General features: G+C 68.9%; 16 protein-coding genes. 5 read left to right on the top strand and 11 right to left on the bottom strand.

Going from position 1 to position 18,994, the window contains the following annotated elements:
- Positions 1-243: 243 nt before the first annotated feature.
- The 3 genes from ACY34J_RS24685 to thyX all read right to left on the bottom strand — a co-directional run bounded on the left by ACY34J_RS24685 (position 244) and on the right by thyX (position 3,869).
- Complete coding sequence (locus ACY34J_RS24685; RefSeq protein WP_462728808.1) at positions 244-1,929, bottom strand: ribonuclease J; 1,686 nt, start codon at positions 1,927-1,929, stop codon at positions 244-246.
- A gap of 121 nt (positions 1,930-2,050) precedes the next feature.
- Positions 2,051-2,950, bottom strand: a complete 900-nt coding sequence (dapA, locus tag ACY34J_RS24680; protein ID WP_462728807.1) for a 4-hydroxy-tetrahydrodipicolinate synthase — start codon at positions 2,948-2,950, stop codon at positions 2,051-2,053.
- 178 nt (positions 2,951-3,128) lie between these two features.
- Positions 3,129-3,869 carry an FAD-dependent thymidylate synthase gene (gene thyX / locus ACY34J_RS24675; RefSeq protein ID WP_462728806.1) on the bottom strand — a complete coding sequence of 247 codons (741 nt, stop codon included), beginning with the start codon at positions 3,867-3,869 and terminating at the stop codon, positions 3,129-3,131.
- Positions 3,870-4,110: 241 nt separating this feature from the next.
- Between thyX and ACY34J_RS24670 the strand changes: the two genes are divergently transcribed.
- Both ACY34J_RS24670 and ACY34J_RS24665 read left to right on the top strand, forming a co-directional pair.
- A complete protein-coding gene (locus ACY34J_RS24670; protein WP_462728805.1) occupies positions 4,111-4,359 on the top strand; it encodes a hypothetical protein in 249 nt (82 codons plus the stop codon).
- Positions 4,360-4,476: 117 nt separating this feature from the next.
- Positions 4,477-5,025, top strand: a complete 549-nt coding sequence (locus ACY34J_RS24665; RefSeq protein ID WP_462728804.1) for a hypothetical protein — start codon at positions 4,477-4,479, stop codon at positions 5,023-5,025.
- 27 nt (positions 5,026-5,052) lie between these two features.
- Here the strand turns inward: ACY34J_RS24665 and ACY34J_RS24660 are convergent, their stop codons facing one another.
- The 6 genes from ACY34J_RS24660 to eccD all read right to left on the bottom strand — a co-directional run bounded on the left by ACY34J_RS24660 (position 5,053) and on the right by eccD (position 12,259).
- Complete coding sequence (locus ACY34J_RS24660) at positions 5,053-5,505, bottom strand: hypothetical protein (protein ID WP_462728803.1); 453 nt, start codon at positions 5,503-5,505, stop codon at positions 5,053-5,055.
- A 13-nt stretch (positions 5,506-5,518) separates the two neighbouring features.
- Positions 5,519-6,274 carry a 4-hydroxy-tetrahydrodipicolinate reductase gene (dapB, locus tag ACY34J_RS24655; RefSeq protein ID WP_462728802.1) on the bottom strand — a complete coding sequence of 252 codons (756 nt, stop codon included), beginning with the start codon at positions 6,272-6,274 and terminating at the stop codon, positions 5,519-5,521.
- Between the two features lie 45 nt (positions 6,275-6,319).
- On the bottom strand, positions 6,320-7,690 hold the full coding sequence (locus ACY34J_RS24650) for a M16 family metallopeptidase (RefSeq protein ID WP_462728810.1): 1,371 nt from the start codon (positions 7,688-7,690) through the stop codon (positions 6,320-6,322).
- A gap of 17 nt (positions 7,691-7,707) precedes the next feature.
- A complete protein-coding gene (locus ACY34J_RS24645; RefSeq protein ID WP_462728801.1) occupies positions 7,708-9,951 on the bottom strand; it encodes a polyribonucleotide nucleotidyltransferase in 2,244 nt (747 codons plus the stop codon).
- 338 nt (positions 9,952-10,289) lie between these two features.
- Positions 10,290-10,577 (bottom strand): 30S ribosomal protein S15, encoded by a 288-nt coding sequence (gene rpsO / locus ACY34J_RS24640; protein ID WP_462728800.1) that lies wholly within the window; start codon positions 10,575-10,577, stop codon positions 10,290-10,292.
- A 209-nt stretch (positions 10,578-10,786) separates the two neighbouring features.
- Positions 10,787-12,259, bottom strand: coding sequence for a type VII secretion integral membrane protein EccD (eccD, locus tag ACY34J_RS24635; RefSeq protein WP_462728799.1), 1,473 nt, complete (start codon positions 12,257-12,259; stop codon positions 10,787-10,789).
- Between the two features lie 244 nt (positions 12,260-12,503).
- On the opposite strand from eccD, the gene eccCa reads away from it, so the two are divergent.
- Positions 12,504-16,454 (top strand): type VII secretion protein EccCa, encoded by a 3,951-nt coding sequence (eccCa, locus tag ACY34J_RS24630; protein ID WP_462728798.1) that lies wholly within the window; start codon positions 12,504-12,506, stop codon positions 16,452-16,454.
- A 100-nt stretch (positions 16,455-16,554) separates the two neighbouring features.
- Here eccCa and ACY34J_RS24625 read toward each other — a convergent pair whose 3' ends face one another.
- Positions 16,555-17,349, bottom strand: a complete 795-nt coding sequence (locus ACY34J_RS24625; RefSeq protein ID WP_462728797.1) for a WXG100 family type VII secretion target — start codon at positions 17,347-17,349, stop codon at positions 16,555-16,557.
- Positions 17,346-17,660 carry a hypothetical protein gene (locus ACY34J_RS24620; RefSeq protein WP_462728796.1) on the bottom strand — a complete coding sequence of 105 codons (315 nt, stop codon included), beginning with the start codon at positions 17,658-17,660 and terminating at the stop codon, positions 17,346-17,348. The genes ACY34J_RS24625 and ACY34J_RS24620 overlap by 4 nt, the downstream gene beginning before the upstream one ends.
- Before the next feature lie 311 nt (positions 17,661-17,971).
- Here ACY34J_RS24620 and ACY34J_RS24615 point away from each other — a divergent pair, with 311 nt between their 5' ends.
- Both ACY34J_RS24615 and ACY34J_RS24610 read left to right on the top strand, forming a co-directional pair.
- Positions 17,972-18,376 carry a hypothetical protein gene (locus tag ACY34J_RS24615; RefSeq protein WP_462728795.1) on the top strand — a complete coding sequence of 135 codons (405 nt, stop codon included), beginning with the start codon at positions 17,972-17,974 and terminating at the stop codon, positions 18,374-18,376.
- Between the two features lie 112 nt (positions 18,377-18,488).
- Positions 18,489-18,968, top strand: a complete 480-nt coding sequence (locus ACY34J_RS24610) for a hypothetical protein (protein WP_462728794.1) — start codon at positions 18,489-18,491, stop codon at positions 18,966-18,968.
- Positions 18,969-18,994: the final 26 nt, after the last annotated feature.

Here is an 18,994-nt window from a genome sequence, read left to right as displayed (position 1 = left end):
GTTCTATTCGCACCGATCCCGGTCCGAATTCGACATCCAGAGGCCGTTGGAAGCCCTTTGCCTTTCGGCTTCTCCGACTTTATCAGATTTACTGAGCCGGATTTCCGCCCCTCCTCAAGGTTCTCCGGGCGCACAGCGGCGCACACCGGGTTTCCTCGTGCAGGCGGAGTCGTTAACGTACTGGACGGCCGCGCCCAGAGGCAAATCGGCCCGGGCGCAGCCGTCCAGCAGGCTGATGTGGCGTCAGACCTCAACGACCACAGGGAGGATCATCGGCCGGCGGCGGTAGGTCTCGGAGACCCACTTGCCCACCACGCGACGGATCAGCTGCTGCAGTTGGTGGGGCTCTGCGATCCCGTCCGCAGCCGACTTGGCGAGTGTTTCTTCGATCTTCGGAATCACCGAGTCGAAGCTCTCATCCTCGATGCCCGAGCCCCGGGCATGGATGTTCGGGCCGCCGACCACCTTGCCGGTCGTGCTGTCCACCACCACGAAGACCGAGATGATGCCCTCTTCGCCGAGGATGCGGCGGTCCTTGAGCGAGGTCTCCGTGACATCGCCGACCGAGAGCCCGTCGACGTACACGTATCCCGCCTGCACCTTGCCGACGATCTTGGCGGTGCCATCGACGAGATCGACGACCACGCCGTCCTCGGCGATGACGATGCGGTCCTTCGGAATGCCGGTCAGTGCGCCCAGTTCCGCGTTGGCCCGCAGGTGGCGCCATTCGCCGTGCACCGGCATCAGGTTCTGCGGCTTGCAGAGGTTGTAGAAGTACAGGAGCTCGCCGGCCGAGGCGTGACCCGACACATGCACCTTGGCGTTGCCCTTGTGGACCACATTGGCGCCCCAGCGGGTGAGACCGTTGATCACCCGGTAGACCGCGGCCTCATTGCCCGGGATGAGCGAGGAGGCCAGGATCACCGTGTCGCCCGGCATGATGCGGATCTGGTGGTCACGGTTGGCCATCCGGGAGAGCGCCGCCATCGGTTCGCCCTGGGACCCCGTGCAGACCAGCACCACCTCGTCGTCCGGCAGGTCGTCCAGAGTCTTGGCGTCAACGACCAGCCCCGCCGGGACCCGCAGATAGCCGAGGTCGCGGGCGATTCCCATGTTGCGGACCATCGAACGGCCGACGAAGGCGACCTTGCGCCCGTGCTCGAGGGCAGCGTCGAGGATCTGCTGGACCCGGTGCATGTGGCTTGCGAAGCTCGCCACGATGATGCGCCGCTGCGCGCCCGCGAAGACGCCCCGCAGGACATTGGAGATATCACGCTCGTGCGGGACGAAGCCCGGAACCTCGGCGTTCGTCGAGTCGACGAGCAGGAGGTCGATCCCCTCCTCGCCCAGCCGTGCGAACTTGGGGAGGTCGGTGAGGCGCCCGTCGAGCGGCAGCTGGTCCATCTTGAAGTCGCCGGTGTGCACGACCATGCCGGCCGGAGTCCGGATGGCGACGGCGAGGGCGTCCGGGATGGAGTGATTGACCGCTACGAATTCACAGTCGAAGGGCCCGATGCGCTCGCGGTTCCCCTCTTCGACCTCGAGGGTGTACGGGCGGATGCGGTGTTCCTGGAGCTTCGCTTCGACAAGGGCGAGCGTGAGCTTCGAACCGATCAGCGGGATGTCCGGCTTCTCACGGAGCAGGTACGGGACCGCGCCGATGTGGTCCTCGTGGCCGTGCGTGAGCACGATGCCCTCGACGTCGTCCAGGCGGTCCCGGATGCAGTTGAAGTCCGGCAGGATCAGGTCGACTCCGGGCTGCTCCTCCTCCGGGAAAAGCACTCCGCAGTCGACGATCAGCAGTCGGCCGCCGTACTCAAAGAGCGTCATATTGCGGCCGATCTCGCCGAGGCCACCGAGCGGGGTGACGCGCAGGCCGCCCTCGGGAAGCTTCGGCGGGGGGCCGAGCTCAGGATGCGGATGACTCAAAAGATCTCCTCACCACGCGCGCCACATGCCCCCGGAGGAGACACATGGCGCGCGTGTCTTTCGTGCACATGCTGTTGTGTCGGTATTCAGTTCTGCCGGTATTCAGTTCTGAAGTCTTTGGTTACAGCTGGACCCCGCCCGCAGCCAGATCGCGCTTGAGCTGCTCGGTCTCCTCCGGCGAGAGCTCCACCAGGGGCAGCCGCAGCGGCCCGCCGGGCAGGCCTTGGAGGCCGAGCGCCGCCTTGGTGGTGATGACCCCCTGGGTGCGGAACATGCCCGTGAAGACGGGCAGCAGCTGCTGGTGGATCTCGGTCGCCTTGGCGACGTCGCCGTTGAGGTGGGCGTCCAGCAGTGCGCGCAGCTCAGGCGTGACCACGTGGCCGACGACGGACACGAAGCCGACGGCGCCGACGGACAGCAGCGGCAGGTTGAGCATGTCGTCGCCGGAGTACCACGCGAGGCCGCTGCGGGCGATGGCCCAGCTGGCGCGCCCCAGGTCCCCCTTGGCGTCCTTGTTGGCGACGATCCGGGGGTGCTCGGCGAGCCGGACGATCGTCTCGGTGTTGATCGGGACTCCGCTGCGGCCGGGGATGTCGTAGAGCATCACCGGCAGCTCAGTGGCGTCGGCGATGGCGCTGAAGTGCCGGAAGAGGCCCTCCTGCGGGGGCTTGCTGTAGTACGGCGTAACCACGAGCAGGCCGTGCGCGCCGGCCTGCTCGGCGGCGCGGGCCAGCTCGATGCTGTGCCGGGTGTCATTGGTTCCGACTCCGGCCACGACATGGGCGCGATCCCCGACGGCCTCCACCACGGCCCGTACGAGCTGGGCTTTCTCCACATCGCTGGTGGTCGGGGACTCTCCGGTGGTGCCGTTGACGACCAGGCCGTCGTTGCCGGCGTCCACCAGGTGGGCGGCGAGCTGCTGCGCGCCGTCGATGTCGAGTTCGCCGTCGGCAGTGAACGGCGTGACCATGGCGGTCAGGACCCGCCCGAAGGGGGTCTGCGGTGTGGAGGTCGGAGCCATGGGTCCCACGCTACTCGTAGCTCCCCGCCAGGTCCTCCCTCGGGGGACCCGGGATGCGGAGCCCGGCACTGCCTGCTCGGGGGTTCAGGCAGTGCCGGGTCCGTTTCTTCAGGCTAGATGAACCTCACGAATAGCCGCAATACGGACACTTCGGACGGCTGATCCGGACATTCATGCGCTATGGCGCAATGCGCCCGTTGGCGTTGAACGCGGCGTAGGTGAGCGGCATCAGCTTGGCCCAGTGGGCCTCCATCTGCTCAGCCACCATCTCGATCTCGCGCTGCGGGAAGGACGGGACGGCCGCCTGCTCGTGCTGGGTGCGCAGGCCCAGGAAGTGCATCAGCGACCGGGCGTTGCAGGTGGCGTACATCGAGGAGAAGAGCCCCACGGGGAGGACCGAACGGGCCACCTCGCGGGCGACACCGGCCTCCAGCATCTCCTGGTATGCCTCGTACGCCTCGCGGTAGGCGCTCTCCATGACCCGCGCGGTCAGCTCATGCTGCGCCTGGGTGCCCTCGACGAACCGGTACTTGCCCGGACGGCCCTGCTGCACCAGCTTGCGAGCCTGACCCGGGATGTAGAAGACCGGCTCCAGCCGGCGGTAGCGGCCGGACTCCTCGTTGTACGACCAGCCGACGCGGTGCCGCATGAACTCGCGGAAGACAAAGATCGGTGCACTGATGAAGAACGTCATCGAGTTGTGCTCAAACGGGCTGCCGTGCCGATCCCGCATCAGGAAGTTGATCAGACCCTTGGAGCGCTCCGGGTCCTTCTTCAGCTCGTCCAGCGACTGCTCCCCGGCGGTGGAGACCCGGGCGGCCCACAGCACATCGGAATCCGCGGCGCTGTGCTTCACCAGCTCGACGGTCACATCGCTGCGGAAGCTGGGCTTTGCGCTCTCGGCGGGTGTGTCGGTCACCGACAAGGTCCTTCCAGTTGCGTCGCTTGGGCGGCGCCCAGCTTACGGCCCGGCACCGACATCTCCGGCCGGACGGCGACCGGGCGGCGGCACGCTCCGACAAATGGGACCCCGCCGGGAGGAGCCGGTACGGCAGTTGCTATTTTTCCTTCAAGTTGCTGAAAACGGGCACTGCACCGAGCGCGCAGACGTTTCTTACGACAGCAAGCATCCACCACGAGGTTCTTGGGGAGAGCCCTTCATGTTCCGCCGGCGTGAGCCTGTGCCGTTCGCCTTCATCGCCGAGGCCGAGCGCTTCCGCAGCAACGTCACACCGCCGCCCCGCCGACATGCGAGTCGCGCCCAGATAGCGGGCGGGACGCTGCTCGGCCTGACCGTCGTGGCCGGGCTGGTCGGCGCGCTGCTGCTGGGTGTCCCCGCCCTGGAGAGCGGCACCCCGGGCGCCGGCCAGGCGTCGCACTCCCAGGCGGACAGCGCGTCCCACCGGTAGCCCCCGGAGCCGCAGGGTCGGCGGGGCTGAGGGCCCAGGGGTGGCCCGGCCCGGCCGGCCTCGATAACCTCACCGGGCACCGTCCCCATCGAGTGTGCACATGAGTGAGGACCAGTCGTGCCCCTGCCTTTCCTGACGGCTGACCGCGTATTCGACGAGGTCACGGCCGACGCCCCGGTGCCGTACGACATCCGCGACGGCTGGCGTCGGCCGTACCGTCCTGGTGCCTGGCGGGTCGCCGGCGCGGCACTGGCGCTGCTGCTCGCCTCGTACATGCTGTTCGCCGCGATGATCATCGCCATGGCGGGAGGGCTGCCCGGGGCGGGCCTGTGCACGGCCGCGGCAGTAGCGGTGATCGCCCTGGCGCTGCGGCTGCTCAGAGTGGGGGCCTGGGTGAGCCGGGACGGGCTGCGCCGGGTCGGTCTGCTGACCACCACCACGCTGGCCTGGGATCAGGTGGCCTCGGTGCGAGTCGTACAGCAGCCGGTGAAGTGGCTGGGGATGCCCCGGACGGTGCAGGGCCAGGCCCTGGTGGCCGTGCCGCAGGGAAGCGAGCCGCTGCGCCCTCTGCTCACGGACCACAACGCCGACTTCCTCGGCCGTACGAAGGCCTTCGACAAGGCGGCGGACGTCATAGAAGCCTGGGCCGCCGAGCACCGGCGGTGACGCCCAGCGCCGAGGCTCCCGTCAGATTCAGGCGGCCCCCGGCTTGCCGTCGTGCAGGGCGATGGCCCGCTGCATGGCCTTGCGGGCACGCGGGGTGTCCCGGGCGTCGTGGTACGCGACCGCGAGCCGGAACCACACCCGCCAGTCGTCCGGTGCGGCCTCCGCCTCGGCCCGCCGCTTGGCGAACACCGCGTCGGCGGAGTCCCGGTCGATGCGGCCGCTCGGCGTACGGACCAGCTCGTCCACGGGCAGGCCGCCCTCGGCCTCCAGCTCCGCCGCCAGCCTGTTCGCGCTGCGCGCGAACGAGGTGGTCTGCCACAGGAACCACGCCCCGATCAGCGGCAGCACCAGCACGGATATGCCAAGACCCACCGTGACCGCGGTGCCCTGCCGGATGAGCAGCACGCCCCGGCTGCCGGCCAGGACGAAGTAGACGACCAGGACCGCCGAGAGAACGAAATAGGTGATCTTTGCGCGCACAGCTCTCTGAGCCTCAGTCCAGGTCGAGGAAGTGCTCCAGGCCGAAGGTCAGCCCAGGAGTGGAGACGACGCGCCGCACACCCAGCAGGATGCCCGGCATGAAGCAGCTGTGGTGCAGGGAGTCGTGCCGGATGGTCAGCGTCTCGCCGGTACCGCCGAACAGCACCTCCTGGTGAGCCAGCAGCCCCCGCAGCCGTACGGCGTGCACCGGCACACCGTCCACGTCGGCGCCCCGCGCGCCTTCCAGCGCCGTGCTCGTCGCGTCGGGCTGCTCCCCGAGGCCCGCTTCGTGTCGAGCACCGGCGATGAGCTGTGCGGTGCGGGTCGCGGTGCCGGACGGGGCGTCCGCCTTGTTCGGGTGGTGCAGCTCGATGACCTCGACGGACTCGAAGAAGCGGGCCGCCCGCTGGGCGAAGGTCATGGTCAGCACGGCGCCGATGGAGAAGTTCGGGGCCACCAGGACGCCCGTCTGCGGCGAGGCGGCGAGCCAGCGCTTCAGGGTGGCGAGGCGCTCGTCGGTCCAGCCGGTGGTGCCGACGACGCCGTGGATGCCGTGGGCCACGCAGAACTCGAGGTTGCCCATCACCGCGTCGGGGTGAGTCAGGTCGACGGCGACCTGGGCGCCCGCCTCGGTCAGCGTCTCCAGCTTGTCGTCCTTGCCGAGCACGGCGACGAGGTCCATGTCCTCGGCGGCGTCCACGGCCCGTACGGCCTCGGAGCCGATGCGGCCCTTGCCGCCCAGCACGGCGACGCGGAGCTTGCTGCTCATGATGGATCCTTCCTGACTTGCCTAGGGTCCTTGGCCGCGATGCCGTCAGCCGACCGCTTCATGCAGGCGGGCCGCCTGCTTGTCCTTCAGCGGACCGATGACGGACAGTGACGGGCGCTGTCCCAGTACATCGCGGGCTACCGCGCGGACGTCGTCCGGGGTGACGGCCGCCATCCGCCGCAGCATCTCGTCAACCGACATCTGCTCGCCCCAGCACAGCTCGCTCTTGCCGATGCGGTTCATCAGCGCGCCGGTGTCCTCCAAGCCGAGGACGGTGGAGCCGGAGAGCTGGCCGACCGCGCGGCTCAGCTCCTCGTCGGTCAGTCCGTGCTCGGCGACCTGCTCCAGCTCGTCGCGGCAGATCTTGAGCACATCGTGGACCTGGCCGGGGCGACAGCCGGCGTAGACGCCGAAGAGGCCGCAGTCGGCGAACCCGGAGGTGTACGAGTACACCGAGTAGGCCAGGCCGCGCTTCTCGCGGATCTCCTGGAAGAGGCGGGAGCTCATACCGCCGCCCAGAGCGGTGTTGAGGACACCCATGGCCCAGCGCCGGTCGTCGGTGCGGGACAGGCCGGGCATGCCGAGCACGACGTGCGCCTGCTCGGTCTTGCGGCCCTGCACCTCCACGCGGCCGGCGGTACGGATCCTGCGCTCACCGCGGCGCGGGCCGATGGGTAGGGCGTCATCCAGGCCCAGCGCGCCGGCCCGCTCGAAAGCGGCGCGCACCTGGCGTACGACCCTGGCGTGGTCGATGTTTCCCGCGGCGGCGACGACCAGGTGGGTGGGGTCGTAGTGCTTCTTGTAGAAGCGGGCGATACGGTCGCGGGTCAGGCCCCCGACCGTGTCCACGGTGCCCAGGACGGGGCGGCCCAGCGGGCTGTCGCCGAACATGGTGTGCGCGAACAGGTCGTGCACCACATCGCCCGGGTCGTCCTCGGTCATCGCGATCTCTTCGAGGATGACGCCGCGTTCGGCCTCGACGTCCTCGGCCTCGATGAGCGAGCCGGTCAGCATGTCGCACACCACGTCGATGGCGAGCGGGAGGTCGGAGTCGAGCACGCGCGCGTAGTAGCACGTGTACTCCTTGGCCGTGAAGGCGTTCATCTCGCCGCCGACCGCGTCGATCGCGGCGGAGATCTCCAGAGCGGTGCGCTTCTTCGTGCCCTTGAAGAGCAGGTGCTCCAGGTAGTGGGTGGCGCCGTTGAGCGTCGGGGTCTCGTCCCGGGACCCGACGTGTGCCCAGATGCCGAACGTGGCGGACCGTACGGACGGCAGGGTCTCGGTGACGATCCGCAGGCCCCCCGGAAGGGTCGTCTTGCGGACGGTGCCGATGCCGTCCCGGCCCTTGAGGAGCGTTTCCGTCCTCGAGCGCTGACGGGGGACGGCCCGCCCCTCCGAAGAGGTGCGGGCCGCCATCCGGTTGGTGCGGGACGTCACTTGGCCGCTTCGTCCTTCGTCTGGGCCTTGGCAACGGGCTGCTCGGCCTCGTCGCCCTCCTCGCCCTCGGTCACGGGGACGAGCGAGAGCTTGCCGCGCTGGTCGATCTCGGCGATCTCGACCTGGACCTTCGTGCCGACCTGGAGCACGTCGTCGACGTTCTCCACGCGCTTGCCGCCGGCCAGCTTGCGGATCTGCGAGATGTGCAGCAGGCCGTCCTTGCCCGGCATCAGCGAGACGAACGCTCCGAAGGTGGTCGTCTTCACGACGGTGCCCAGGTAGCGCTCGCCGACCTCCGGCATGGTCGGGTTGGCGATCGCGTTGATCGCGGTACGGGCGGCCTCGGCGGCCGGCCCGTCGGAGGCACCGATGTAGATGGTGCCGTCGTCCTCGATGGTGATGTCGGCGCCGGTGTCCTCCTGGATCTGGTTGATCATCTTGCCCTTGGGGCCGATGACCTCACCGATCTTGTCCACGGGGATCTTGATGGTGATGATCCGCGGGGCGTTGGGGGACATCTCGTCCGGCCGGTCGATGGCCTCGGTCATCACGTCGAGGACGTGCAGCCGGGCGTCGCGGGCCTGCTTGAGGGCCGCGGCCAGCACGGACGCCGGAATGCCGTCCAGCTTGGTGTCCAGCTGCAGGGCGGTGACGAACTCGCGGGTACCGGCGACCTTGAAGTCCATGTCACCGAAGGCGTCCTCCGCACCGAGGATGTCGGTGAGGGTGACGTAGTGGGTCTCGCCGTCCACCTGCTCGGAGATCAGGCCCATGGCGATACCGGCGACCGGAGCCTTCAGCGGCACACCCGCGTTCATCAGCGACATCGTCGAGGCACAGACCGAGCCCATGGAGGTCGAGCCGTTGGAGCCCAGCGCCTCGGAGACCTGGCGGATGGCGTACGGGAACTCCTCGCGCGACGGCAGCACCGGGATGAGCGCCCGCTCGGCCAGCGCGCCGTGGCCGATCTCACGGCGCTTGGGGGAGCCGACGCGGCCGGTCTCACCGGTGGAGTACGGCGGGAAGTTGTAGTTGTGCATGTAGCGCTTGCGCGTCTCGGGCGACAGCGTGTCCAGCTGCTGCTCCATGCGCAGCATGTTGAGCGTGGTGATGCCCAGGATCTGGGTCTCGCCGCGCTCGAACAGCGCCGAGCCGTGCACCCGCGGGACCGGCTCCACCTCGGCGGCGAGCGTACGGATGTCCGTGACGCCGCGGCCGTCGATGCGGACCTTGTCCTTGATGATGCGCTCGCGCACCAGCTGCTTGGTCAGCGCGCGGTACGCCGCCGAGATCTCCTTCTCGCGCCCCTCGAACTGCGGCAGCAGCTTCTCGGCGGCCACGGCCTTGACGCGGTCCAGCTCGGCCTCGCGCTCCTGCTTGCCGCCGATGGTGAGCGCCTGGGCGAGCTCGTCGCGGACGGCGGCGGTCAGCGCCTCCAGCACGTCGTCCTGGTAGTCCAGGAAGATCGGGAACTCGGCGGTCGGCTTGGCGGCCTTGGCGGCGAGGTCGGCCTGGGCCTTGCACAGCACCTTGATGAAGGGCTTGGAGGCCTCCAGACCAGCGGCGACGACCTCCTCGGTCGGCGCCTCGGCGCCGCCCTCCACCAGCTTGATGGTGTTCTGGGTGGCCTCGGCCTCGACCATCATGATCGCGACGTCGCCGTCCTCGAGGGCGCGGCCGGCCACGACCATGTCGAAGGCGGCCTCCTCAAGCTCGCTGTGGGTCGGGAACGCCACCCACTGGCCGCGGATCAGCGCGACCCGGACGCCGCCGATCGGGCCCGAGAACGGCAGCCCGGCGAGCTGGGTGGAGGCGGAGGCGGCGTTGATGGCGACCACGTCGTAGAGGTGGTCGGGGTTGAGCGCCATGACGGTCGCGACGACCTGCACCTCGTTGCGCAGGCCCTTCTTGAAGGACGGGCGCAGCGGGCGGTCGATGAGACGGCAGGTGAGGACCGCGTCCTCGGAGGGGCGGCCCTCACGGCGGAAGAAGGAGCCGGGGATGCGCCCGGCGGCGTACATCCGCTCCTCGACGTCGACCGTCAGCGGGAAGAAGTCCAGCTGGTCCTTGGGGTTCTTGGAAGCGGTGGTGGCCGACAGCACCATGGTGTCGTCGTCCAGGTAGGCCACGGCGGAGCCGGCGGCCTGGCGGGCGAGGCGGCCCGTCTCGAAGCGGATGGTACGGGTGCCGAAGGCGCCGTTGTCGATGACGGCTTCGGCGTAGTGGGTCTCGTTCTCCACCAGGAAAATCTCCTCATCTGCGTCCCCGGCCCGTGCGGCGGGGGACGGTATTGGTGGAGCGCCTCCTGTGCGGGCCGGTCTTCGATCGAAGCACCCGGGGCGGCTGAGCCGCGGGCTCCCGGGGGCCACTACCGAGGACCGGCAGCGGGTTGGGGCGCCCCTCCTCGTCGTTCGTTGTGCTGTTGTTTTCGTTATGACGTTGTGCGACCAGACTACAAAGGTTCCGCCGCCATCACGACGGCTGAAGCCCGCGCTGGTCCGCGCACCGCGTGCGGCCAGGCCGCATATGGCGAAGGGAGCGGTCCCCCAGGGTTGGGAACCGCTCCCTTCACGGCGTCTTACTTCGCGCCCGCAGCACCACGGCGGATACCGAGGCGCTCCACCAGCCGGCGGAAGCGCGTGATGTCCTTCTTCGCCAGGTACTGCAGCAGGCGGCGGCGCTGGCCGACCAGCAGCAGCAGACCACGGCGGGAGTGGTGGTCGTGCTTGTGGGTCTTGAGGTGCTCGGTCAGGTCGGTGATGCGCCGGGTGAGCAGCGCGACCTGGACCTCGGGGGAACCGGTGTCGCCGTCCTTGGTGGCGAACTCGGCCATGATCTGCTTCTTCGTAGCGGTGTCGAGCGACACGCGGCACTCCTTGGTTCTTCGTTCAGCCGCCGAGTGCCCCTGGTCGATTCACAGGGGAGCTTCCGGGACTCGGGAGGCGGGGTCCGCTGGGCGCTGCCCCCAGATGCTCCGGGGGCGCGTATGCAAACGGCCGTCACCCACAGTACCAGGCCGTAGCCAGTACTCCTGCCCCGGTCACCGCTCCTGACCCGGTCACCGGCGCCGTGGCGCTAGCTGGTCAGACCGCGCACCTTGGAGTACACGTCCAGCACCGCCAGGCAGAGCGGCACCAGGGACAGCAGCACGAACCCGTCGAAGATGTCCAGCATCCGGCCCCAGAATGGGGACAGACCCTTGCGCGGGACGACCAGACCGACGGCGACCAGCATCGCGGCGCCCAGGGCGATGCTGCCGGAGAACCAGGCGGTGCGGATGTTGAGCGGTGCCCCGTTCCCGTCCCGGTAGAGCGCCTGCAGCACCTCGACCGGCGGGTGCAGGACGATGCCCAGGATCAGCAGCAGAATGGTGGCCAGGCCCGCGATCATCAGGCAGGCGACCTGCGAGGTGTAGTCGAAGAGCCGGGCGCGCAGCAGCGTGGCGATGCCCGCGGACAGGGCGAGCAGCTGTGCCCAGATGTTGTCGGAGAAGCCGAGGACCACACCGGCGGCACCGACGACGAGGGCCGAGCAGCCCGCGACCAGGCCCAGCAGCAGTTCGTGGCCGCGGCGGGCCTGCGCGCCGATGCGCTCGAAGTCGACGGTCTCCTCTTCCGGCGTGGTGTTGCGGCGTCCGTAGTCGCGCCCTTGCGCGATCTGGTCGGGCGAGCGGTAGCCGATGGGCAGCCGGGCGAACCGCGCGGACAGGCCGGGCAGCCAGGCCACCACCGCGATGCCGACGACGGCCGTGACGGCGGCAACCTCACGCGGCTGCGCGTCGATGAGGATCGCCGCGAAGGTGGCGAGCGTGCCGATGGCCGCGAGGAAGGCGGCGGCGACGAACGGCGAGTCGGTGACCGGGAGCAGCGCCACCAGCAGGACCGAGGCGATCAGGACGACCACGCAGCCGACGAGGAAGTGCAGCCGGCCGGGGCCCTCGCCCTTGTCCACCCCGAAGATCCCGGAGCCGGCGAGCAGTAGGTGCGGCAGTGCGCCGAGCCCGAGCGCGACGGCGGACCCGTGGTCGTCGTAGACGCGGGCGCGGACGCCGGCGAGTACGACGAGGGCGATGCCGGTGACGCCGGCGATGATGCCCGGCAGCCGGTGCATATCGCGGTCCACCGGGTTGGAGAACCACAGCGCGAAGGCCATCATCGCCAGCAGCAGCACACCAGCGGTGAGGCCGGCGACGTGCATCAGCTCGTCGCTCCAGCGACGGCGGTTGCGCGTGACGGCGGACGCGATGGCGTCGGACACGTCGTCATAGACGGCTGAGGGCAGCGACTCGGCGAACGGCCGCAGCAGCAGCAGGTCGCCGTCGAGGATGCGTTGCTCGGAGAGCGAGCGGCCGGCGTCCAGCACCGTGCCGTCCCGGCGCACCAGGTGGTATCCCGTCGGGTCGCCTTCGGCCTGCGATTGGCCGGAGAGCCGCAGAATCTCCGGGTAGATATCGACGAGTGCGACGTCCTCGGGCAGCGCCACATCGATCCGTGCGTCTGGCGCGGCGACTGTGACCCGGCAGAAGCCGGTCCCTGCGGTCGTGCTCACCTGGCGGTTCCCCCTCGTCCGTGGTGGATTGATTGCAGATACGCCGCCAGGACAGCAGATACGGCTGGCGGCGGCGGTGCGTCAGCGTACCGCTCGCGGCAACCAATGCCCCCACCCGCCCCTGCGGTTGACGGTTGTCAGTAGGATCACCGACCTGCGCCAACAGCGGAAGTGATTGGCCGGGGGGACCGTTCAACGACGGGGGCGGTCCTAACTGCGAGATGCGTGAAGGACTGGTGCGCCGGTGAGCGTGGTCATCGTCAAGCGCCCGCCTCGGGCTCTGCCGCCCGAAGTTCCCAATGAGGAGGTGACGCTCGAGGCTCCGCCGGAGCTCCCGCGCGAGGAGGACAGCAACCTGCTGATGAACCTGATGCCCATGCTGGGCATGGGTTCGTCGGCGTTCATCTTCTTCATGCCTGGTGTAAGCAACAACCCGTTCATGAAGATCATGGGCGGTGTTATGGCGGTCTCCACCTTGGCCATGGTGGTGGCACAGATCGTCAAGGCCCGGCAGGGACCTTCGGGACAGATGGCCCAAGAGCGTCAGGACTATCTGAAGTACCTGGCCCAGAAGCGCAAAGAGGTGCGGCGCACCGCCCGCAAACAGCGTGACGCGCAGCTGTTCATCCACCCGAGCCCCGACCAGCTGTGGTCGATCGTGGCCGAGGGCAAGCGCGTATGGGAACGGCGGACGTCCGACGCGGACTTCGCGCAGGTACGGGTGGGCCTCGGCCCGCAGCAGCTGGCGACGCCGCTGAAGGCACCGGAGACCGCTCCGGTGGACGAGCTCGAGCCGCTCACCGCGCATGCGATGAAGCAGTTCCTGGCTGTTCACGGAACGTTGGAGGAGCTGCCGCTGGCGGTCTCCCTGCGCGCTTTCTACCACGTCACGGTGTCGGGTGAGCCGGACACCGTGTACGGCACATCGCGCGCCATCCTGGCGCAGCTGTGCACGCTCCACTCGCCCGAGGACCTGACCGTGGCGGTCGTGGGCGCGCCGGGCGCGCTGGCCGAGTGGGAGTGGGTCAAGTGGCTGCCGCACGCCCAGGACTCCTCGACCGACGGCGCCGGTACGCGGCGGCTGATAGTCCAGGACCTCGGTGAGATCGAGGAGCTGCTGGCGGACGAGCTGGACGGCCGCGGCCGCTTCAGCCCGCAGGGACCGCCGGTGGCGGACACCCAGCACCTGATCGTCGTGCTCGACGGCGGCAACGTCCCGGCGGACTCTGTGATCGCCGGCGCGGAAGGCGTCCAGGGCGTGACCATCCTCGAGGTGGTGCCCGGCGAGCTGGACGAGATGCGCAGCTCGCTCGCCATCTCGGTGCAGCCGGAGAAGTTGACCCTGGAGTCCGCGAGCGGAGCGGTCTACACCGGAACTCCTGATGTTCTGTCGGTCTCCGAGGCCGAGTCGCTGGCGCGGTTGCTCGCTCCGCTGCGGGCCGGTACGGCGGACGGCGACGAACCGCTGCTCGCCAACCTGGACTTCACCGATCTGATGGGCATCGGCGACCCCGGTTCCATCGATGTCTCCCGCACCTGGCGGCCGCGGACGCTGTCCGAGCGGCTGCGCGTGCCGATCGGTGTCGACCGGGACGGCCAGCCGGTCATGCTGGACATCAAGGAAGCCTCGCAGCAGGGCATGGGCCCGCACGGCCTGTGTGTCGGTGCGACCGGTTCGGGTAAGTCCGAGGTCCTGCGTACGCTCGTGCTGGCGCTCGCGGTCACCCACTCCTCGGAGACGCTCAACTTCATCCTCGCGGACTTCAAGGGTGGCGCCACCTTCGCGGGTATGGCGGACATGCCGCACGTCGCCGCGGTCATCACCAACCTCGCCGACGACCTCACCATGATCGACCGCATGCGCGACGCGATCACCGGTGAACTGCAGCGACGTCAGGAGCTGCTGCGCGCGGCGGGCAACTACGCCAACATCACGGACTACGAGAAGGCCCGTGCGGCGGGTGCCCCGCTGGACCCGCTGCCGTCGCTGGTGATGGTGCTCGACGAGTTCAGCGAGCTGCTGACCGCCCGGCCCGACTTCATCGACATGTTCATCCAGATCGGACGTATCGGCCGTTCGATGGGTGTGCACATGCTGCTCGCCTCGCAGCGTCTGGAGGAAGGCAAGCTGCGGGGTCTGGACACCTTCCTGTCGTACCGGCTCGGTCTGCGCACCTTCTCGGCGGCCGAGTCCCGTACGGCGATCGGTGTGCCGGACGCCTACCACCTGCCGAACGTGCCGGGTTCGGGCATCCTCAAGTACGACACCGAGACGATGATCCAGTTCAAGGCCGCGTACGTCTCCGGTCCGTACCGTCCCAGCGGCACCCGCAGCAGCGGCGGCAGAAGCCGTACCGACCGGATGCCCGTGCCCTTCACCGCCGCGCCGGTCGCGGAGCACATTGTCGAGCAGACCGACTGGGAGCCGGAGGTTCCGGAGACCGACGACGCGCTCGCCGACACCGTTCTGGACGTCATCGTCCAGCGGATGCAGGGGCAGGGCCCCCCGGCGCACCAGGTGTGGCTGCCGCCGCTGGACGAGTCCCCGGCGGTCAACCAGCTGCTGCCGGCCCTGTCGGTCACGCCGGAGCGCGGTCTCCACGCCGCGGAGTACACGGCGCTCGGCAAGCTGGTGGTGCCGGTCGCGATCGTGGACAAGCCGTTCGAACAGCGCCGCGATGTGATGTACCTGGACTTCTCCGGCTCGGCCGGTCACGGTCTGGTCGTCGGTGGCCCGCAGTCCGGTAAATCGACGCTGATGCGCACCGCGATCGCCGGGTTCGCGCTCACCCACACCCCGTACGAAGTCCAGTTCTACTGCCTGGACTTCGGTGGCGGCGGCATGCTGGCCTTCGACGGCCTGCCGCACGTCGGCGGGGTGGCCTCCCGGCTGGACGCGGAGAAGGTTCGCCGTACGGTCTCCGAGGTCGTCGGCATCCTCAACGAGCGTGAGGAGTTCTTCCGGGCCAACAACATCGACTCCATCAACACCTACCGCCAGCGGCGGGCCGCCGGGCAGTACCCGGACCAGGCGTGGGGCGATGTCTTCCTGGTCATCGACGGCTGGTCGACGTTCAAGACGGACTACGAGCACCTCGACCCGGTGATCCTCGACATCGCCGGCCGTGGCCTCGGCTTCGGTATCCACCTGATCATCGGCGCCGCGCGGTACACCGAGGTCCGGCCCGCGCTGCGGGACCAGCTGCTCAACCGCGTCGAGCTGCGCCTGGGTGACCCGATGGAGTCGGAGTTCGACCGCAAGCGGGCGGAGAACGTGCCAATGGGCAAGCCCGGCCGCGGTCTGTCTCCGGACAAGCTCAACTTCCTGGCCGGGCTGCCGCGCCTCGACGGCTCCAACGACCCGGACACCCTCGGCGAGGGCATGGCACACCTGGTCACGACCGTTTCCGAGAACTGGAACGGGCCGGTGGCACCGAAGGTGCGGATGCTGCCGACCGTGCTGTCGGTCAACGAGCTGCCCAAGGGCAACGACTACCCGCAGTACGGTGTCCCGTTCGGTATCGACGAGACGTCGCTGTCGCCGGCGTTCATCGACTTCGAGAGCGACCCGCTGTTCGTGATCTTCGGCGAGAGCGAGTCGGGCAAGTCGTCGGTGCTCCGGCTGCTGGCCAAGCAGATCTCGGAGCGCTACACGTCGGACAAGGCACTGATGATCGTCGCGGACTACCGGCGCGCGCTGCTCGGGGAACTCCCCGAGAGCCACCTGTACAAGTACTGCGCGGCCGGGCCGCAGCTGCAGGAGGTCCTCACCGGACTGGCAGGCTCGCTGGGCCGCCGTATGCCGGGGCCGGACGTCACTCCGGAGCAGCTGCGCAACCGCAGCTGGTACGACCTGCCGGACGCGTTCGTGATCGTGGACGACTACGACCTGGTGGCGAGCGGCGCCAACCCGCTGAACCCGCTGCTGGAGTACCTGCCGTTCGCGCGGGACCTGGGTCTGCGGCTGATTCTGGCGCGCAGTTCCTCGGGGGCCTCGCGGTCGTCGTTCGAGCCGGTGATGCAGCGTACGAAGGAGCTGGGTGCGCAGGGCCTGATCCTGTCGGGTGACCCGGGTGAGGGTCCGCTGATGGGCAACATCAAGGCGACCAAGCTCACTCCGGGCCGGGGTCAGTTCGTCACGCGGAAGCATGGGGCACAGCTGGTCCAGACGGGCTGGCTGCCGCCGAAGAGCTAGCGCGGAAGCGCTGCCGAACGCAACAGCGGCGGTGGGGCTCCCTCAAGGGAGCGCCACCGCCGCTGTTGCGTTGGACGGGCTGCGCTGTGGGGTGAGGTGGTCAGCCGAAGGCGCCGTGCTTGGCGGTGTCCGGCTTGGCGTTCTGCTTTCCGTCCTGGGCCGGCTCAGCGTTCGGCTCGGGCTTGTGCGGGGAGGCGGGCTTCTGGTCGGCCCGGTCGGCCTGCTCACCCGCGCTTTTCGTTTCCGCGTTGGCGGTTACGGGCTGATCAGCGCTACCGGCCTTCTCAACCTTCTTCCCCGCCTGCTCTGGGGCGGGGAATGCCTCGTCGGAAGGCTTCTTGCCGGGCGACCGCCGACCGTGCGCGACGCCGAGCCCGCCCGCCGGCTTCTTCGGAGCGCTCTCCTCCGGCGGACCGAAGGGATCGGCCGTACGCGGCGCCGTACTCTCCTCCCCCAGGGTGCCGCAGACCAGGGAGCTCCCGCGCCCCTGCGAGCCGGAGCGGCTCCGGCCGCCGAAGCTGCCCAGCATGGACCCCAGCTGGCTGAGGGCCATCAGGGCGTATCCGGCCTGAAAGGCCGGTGGTTGGGACGTGTCGGACGGCTCCTGGGCGGCCTGGTCCGATGTCCCTGTCCTGTGCGACTCGTCCATGGTGTCGGCGGTGGAGTCCAGATGCGCCGCCGCCAGCTCGAAAACGGGCAAGGTGTCGTCGACGTGCTTCTTCAGCCGCGTCCAGTCGGCGTCGAACGCCTCAGCCGCGGGCCCCTGCCAGTGCGTGGCCCGGGCTGCGCTGACGCCCTGATCGAGGCCGCGGACGACGTTCTCGAGCTGCTTGCCCATCTCTCGCCAGCCGGCAGAGGCGTCCCGCAGCGACTGCGTGTTCCCGTCGCTCGTCACTGGACCTCCCGGATCAGCTCAGCGATCTCCGCCTCAGCCGCCTCGCTGTTCACGGCACTTGCCTTCATTCCGCTTCCGATCTCGTCCAGGCGGTCCCGAAGCCGGCCGATCACATGCGCCACCAACTCCGCTGCTTCAGAGAGTTCGGTGTACGAGGACGTGCCCGTCGACCCGAAGCCGTCACGCAGTACCTCCGCATCGGTCCGGCGCTTGAAGTCGGACAGATGACGGCCCAGGTCGTAGGCGTGCAGGGCGAACGCCGCGCCGAGTCTCCGCATTTCTTCGGTACTGAGGTGGACTTCGTCGGACATCTCTTCTCCCCGATTCACGGCACGGCAGCTCGGCCGAACCAGGTCTAGCACACCTGCTTACCCCTGCTTACCGGCAGTTGGGCGCTCCGGGCCAGGTAGCGGTGGCGCACCTTCCGCCTGGACGGAGCCTCCCCGTACGTACACACACCACTGGCCGTACACGGTTGCCGCCAGGACGCAGCGCCTTACGGTTCTCCGGGAGACTGTCACGTACCTGCTACGTGCTTGGAATTGACGGGGCGTTCGACGCGGTCGATAGACTTCTGGAACTGCCGTCGTAATCGTGATGGCCATGTTCGAAGGGGGCGCCGGTGGTGGGTCGCGAACGGGAGATCGGCGACGAAGACCTGATGGACGTGGCGCACGACCGTGAGCAGGCGCACAGGCTGCGGAGGGCGCTGCGAACGCTGGCCGACAACCCCTCGGTGGGCGGGCCGCTCCAGCAGATGGCCCGGGAGGTTCTCTCCGGCCGTATCGGCATGCGCGACGCCATCCGGACCGAGGCCTACATGGATGCGCTGGGCGATCGTATGACGGAGATTCGGCGCGCGGCCGAGCGGCAGACTCCGGAGGAGCGCGAGGCGAACCGCGAGCGGTTCGAGCGCTGGCAGGAGCAGCAGCGTGAGGAGGAAGACCGGGAGCGCGCGGAGCGAGATGGCCCGACAGGGGTCGTCGTGAACACCGGGCGGCGCAGGCCCCGCGGACATCGGCCGTAGAGCAGGTGGTACGGAACGCTGAAGCCTGGGACAGTGATGGGTTGTCAGCACTCCCGAGTAGTCTTTAGCCACACCTTTGCCATGAATAAGTGCCTGAGGAACGGGGGGCGTTGTGGGGCAGGACGGGTTCCAGAGCAGTATCGGCACGCTCAAGACTGAGGGCGGGCACTTCGACGAGCTCGGCCGAGACTTCAGCAAGGCGGTGCTTCGGCTGCAGAACGGACTGTCGGCCCTGGAGGGCGGCGGCGGACCCCCACCGTCGGGCCAGGGCTTCTCGCTGGAACAGCAGGCACAGGGGTTCGTGAAGGGCCTGACGACGCTGGACAGCAAGGCCAGTAGCCCGCCGTGGGGCGATGACGAGATTGGCGAGAAGTTCGGCGTCGTCTATGAGGGCCTGCGGGACGGCATGTACGAGTCGATGGGTCACCTCGCCGCCAAGCTGCAGGAGATCGGCAAGGCGCTTGGGGAAATGGCCAAGAACCACGAGGCCAACGAGGACTTCAACGAGTCCCTGCTGAAGCAGCACGTCGACAACGCCTTCGCCTGGCAGTCGCCCGGCGCTGTCAGCGCGACGCTCACGCCGTCTCAGTAGTAAGCCCTGCCCTGGCAAAGGGTCCG

The organism is Streptomyces sp. HSS9-12 (genome assembly GCF_054963655.1).
Note: the sequence above shows the minus strand (reverse complement) of the source record. Positions and strands in the feature narration are given on the sequence as shown.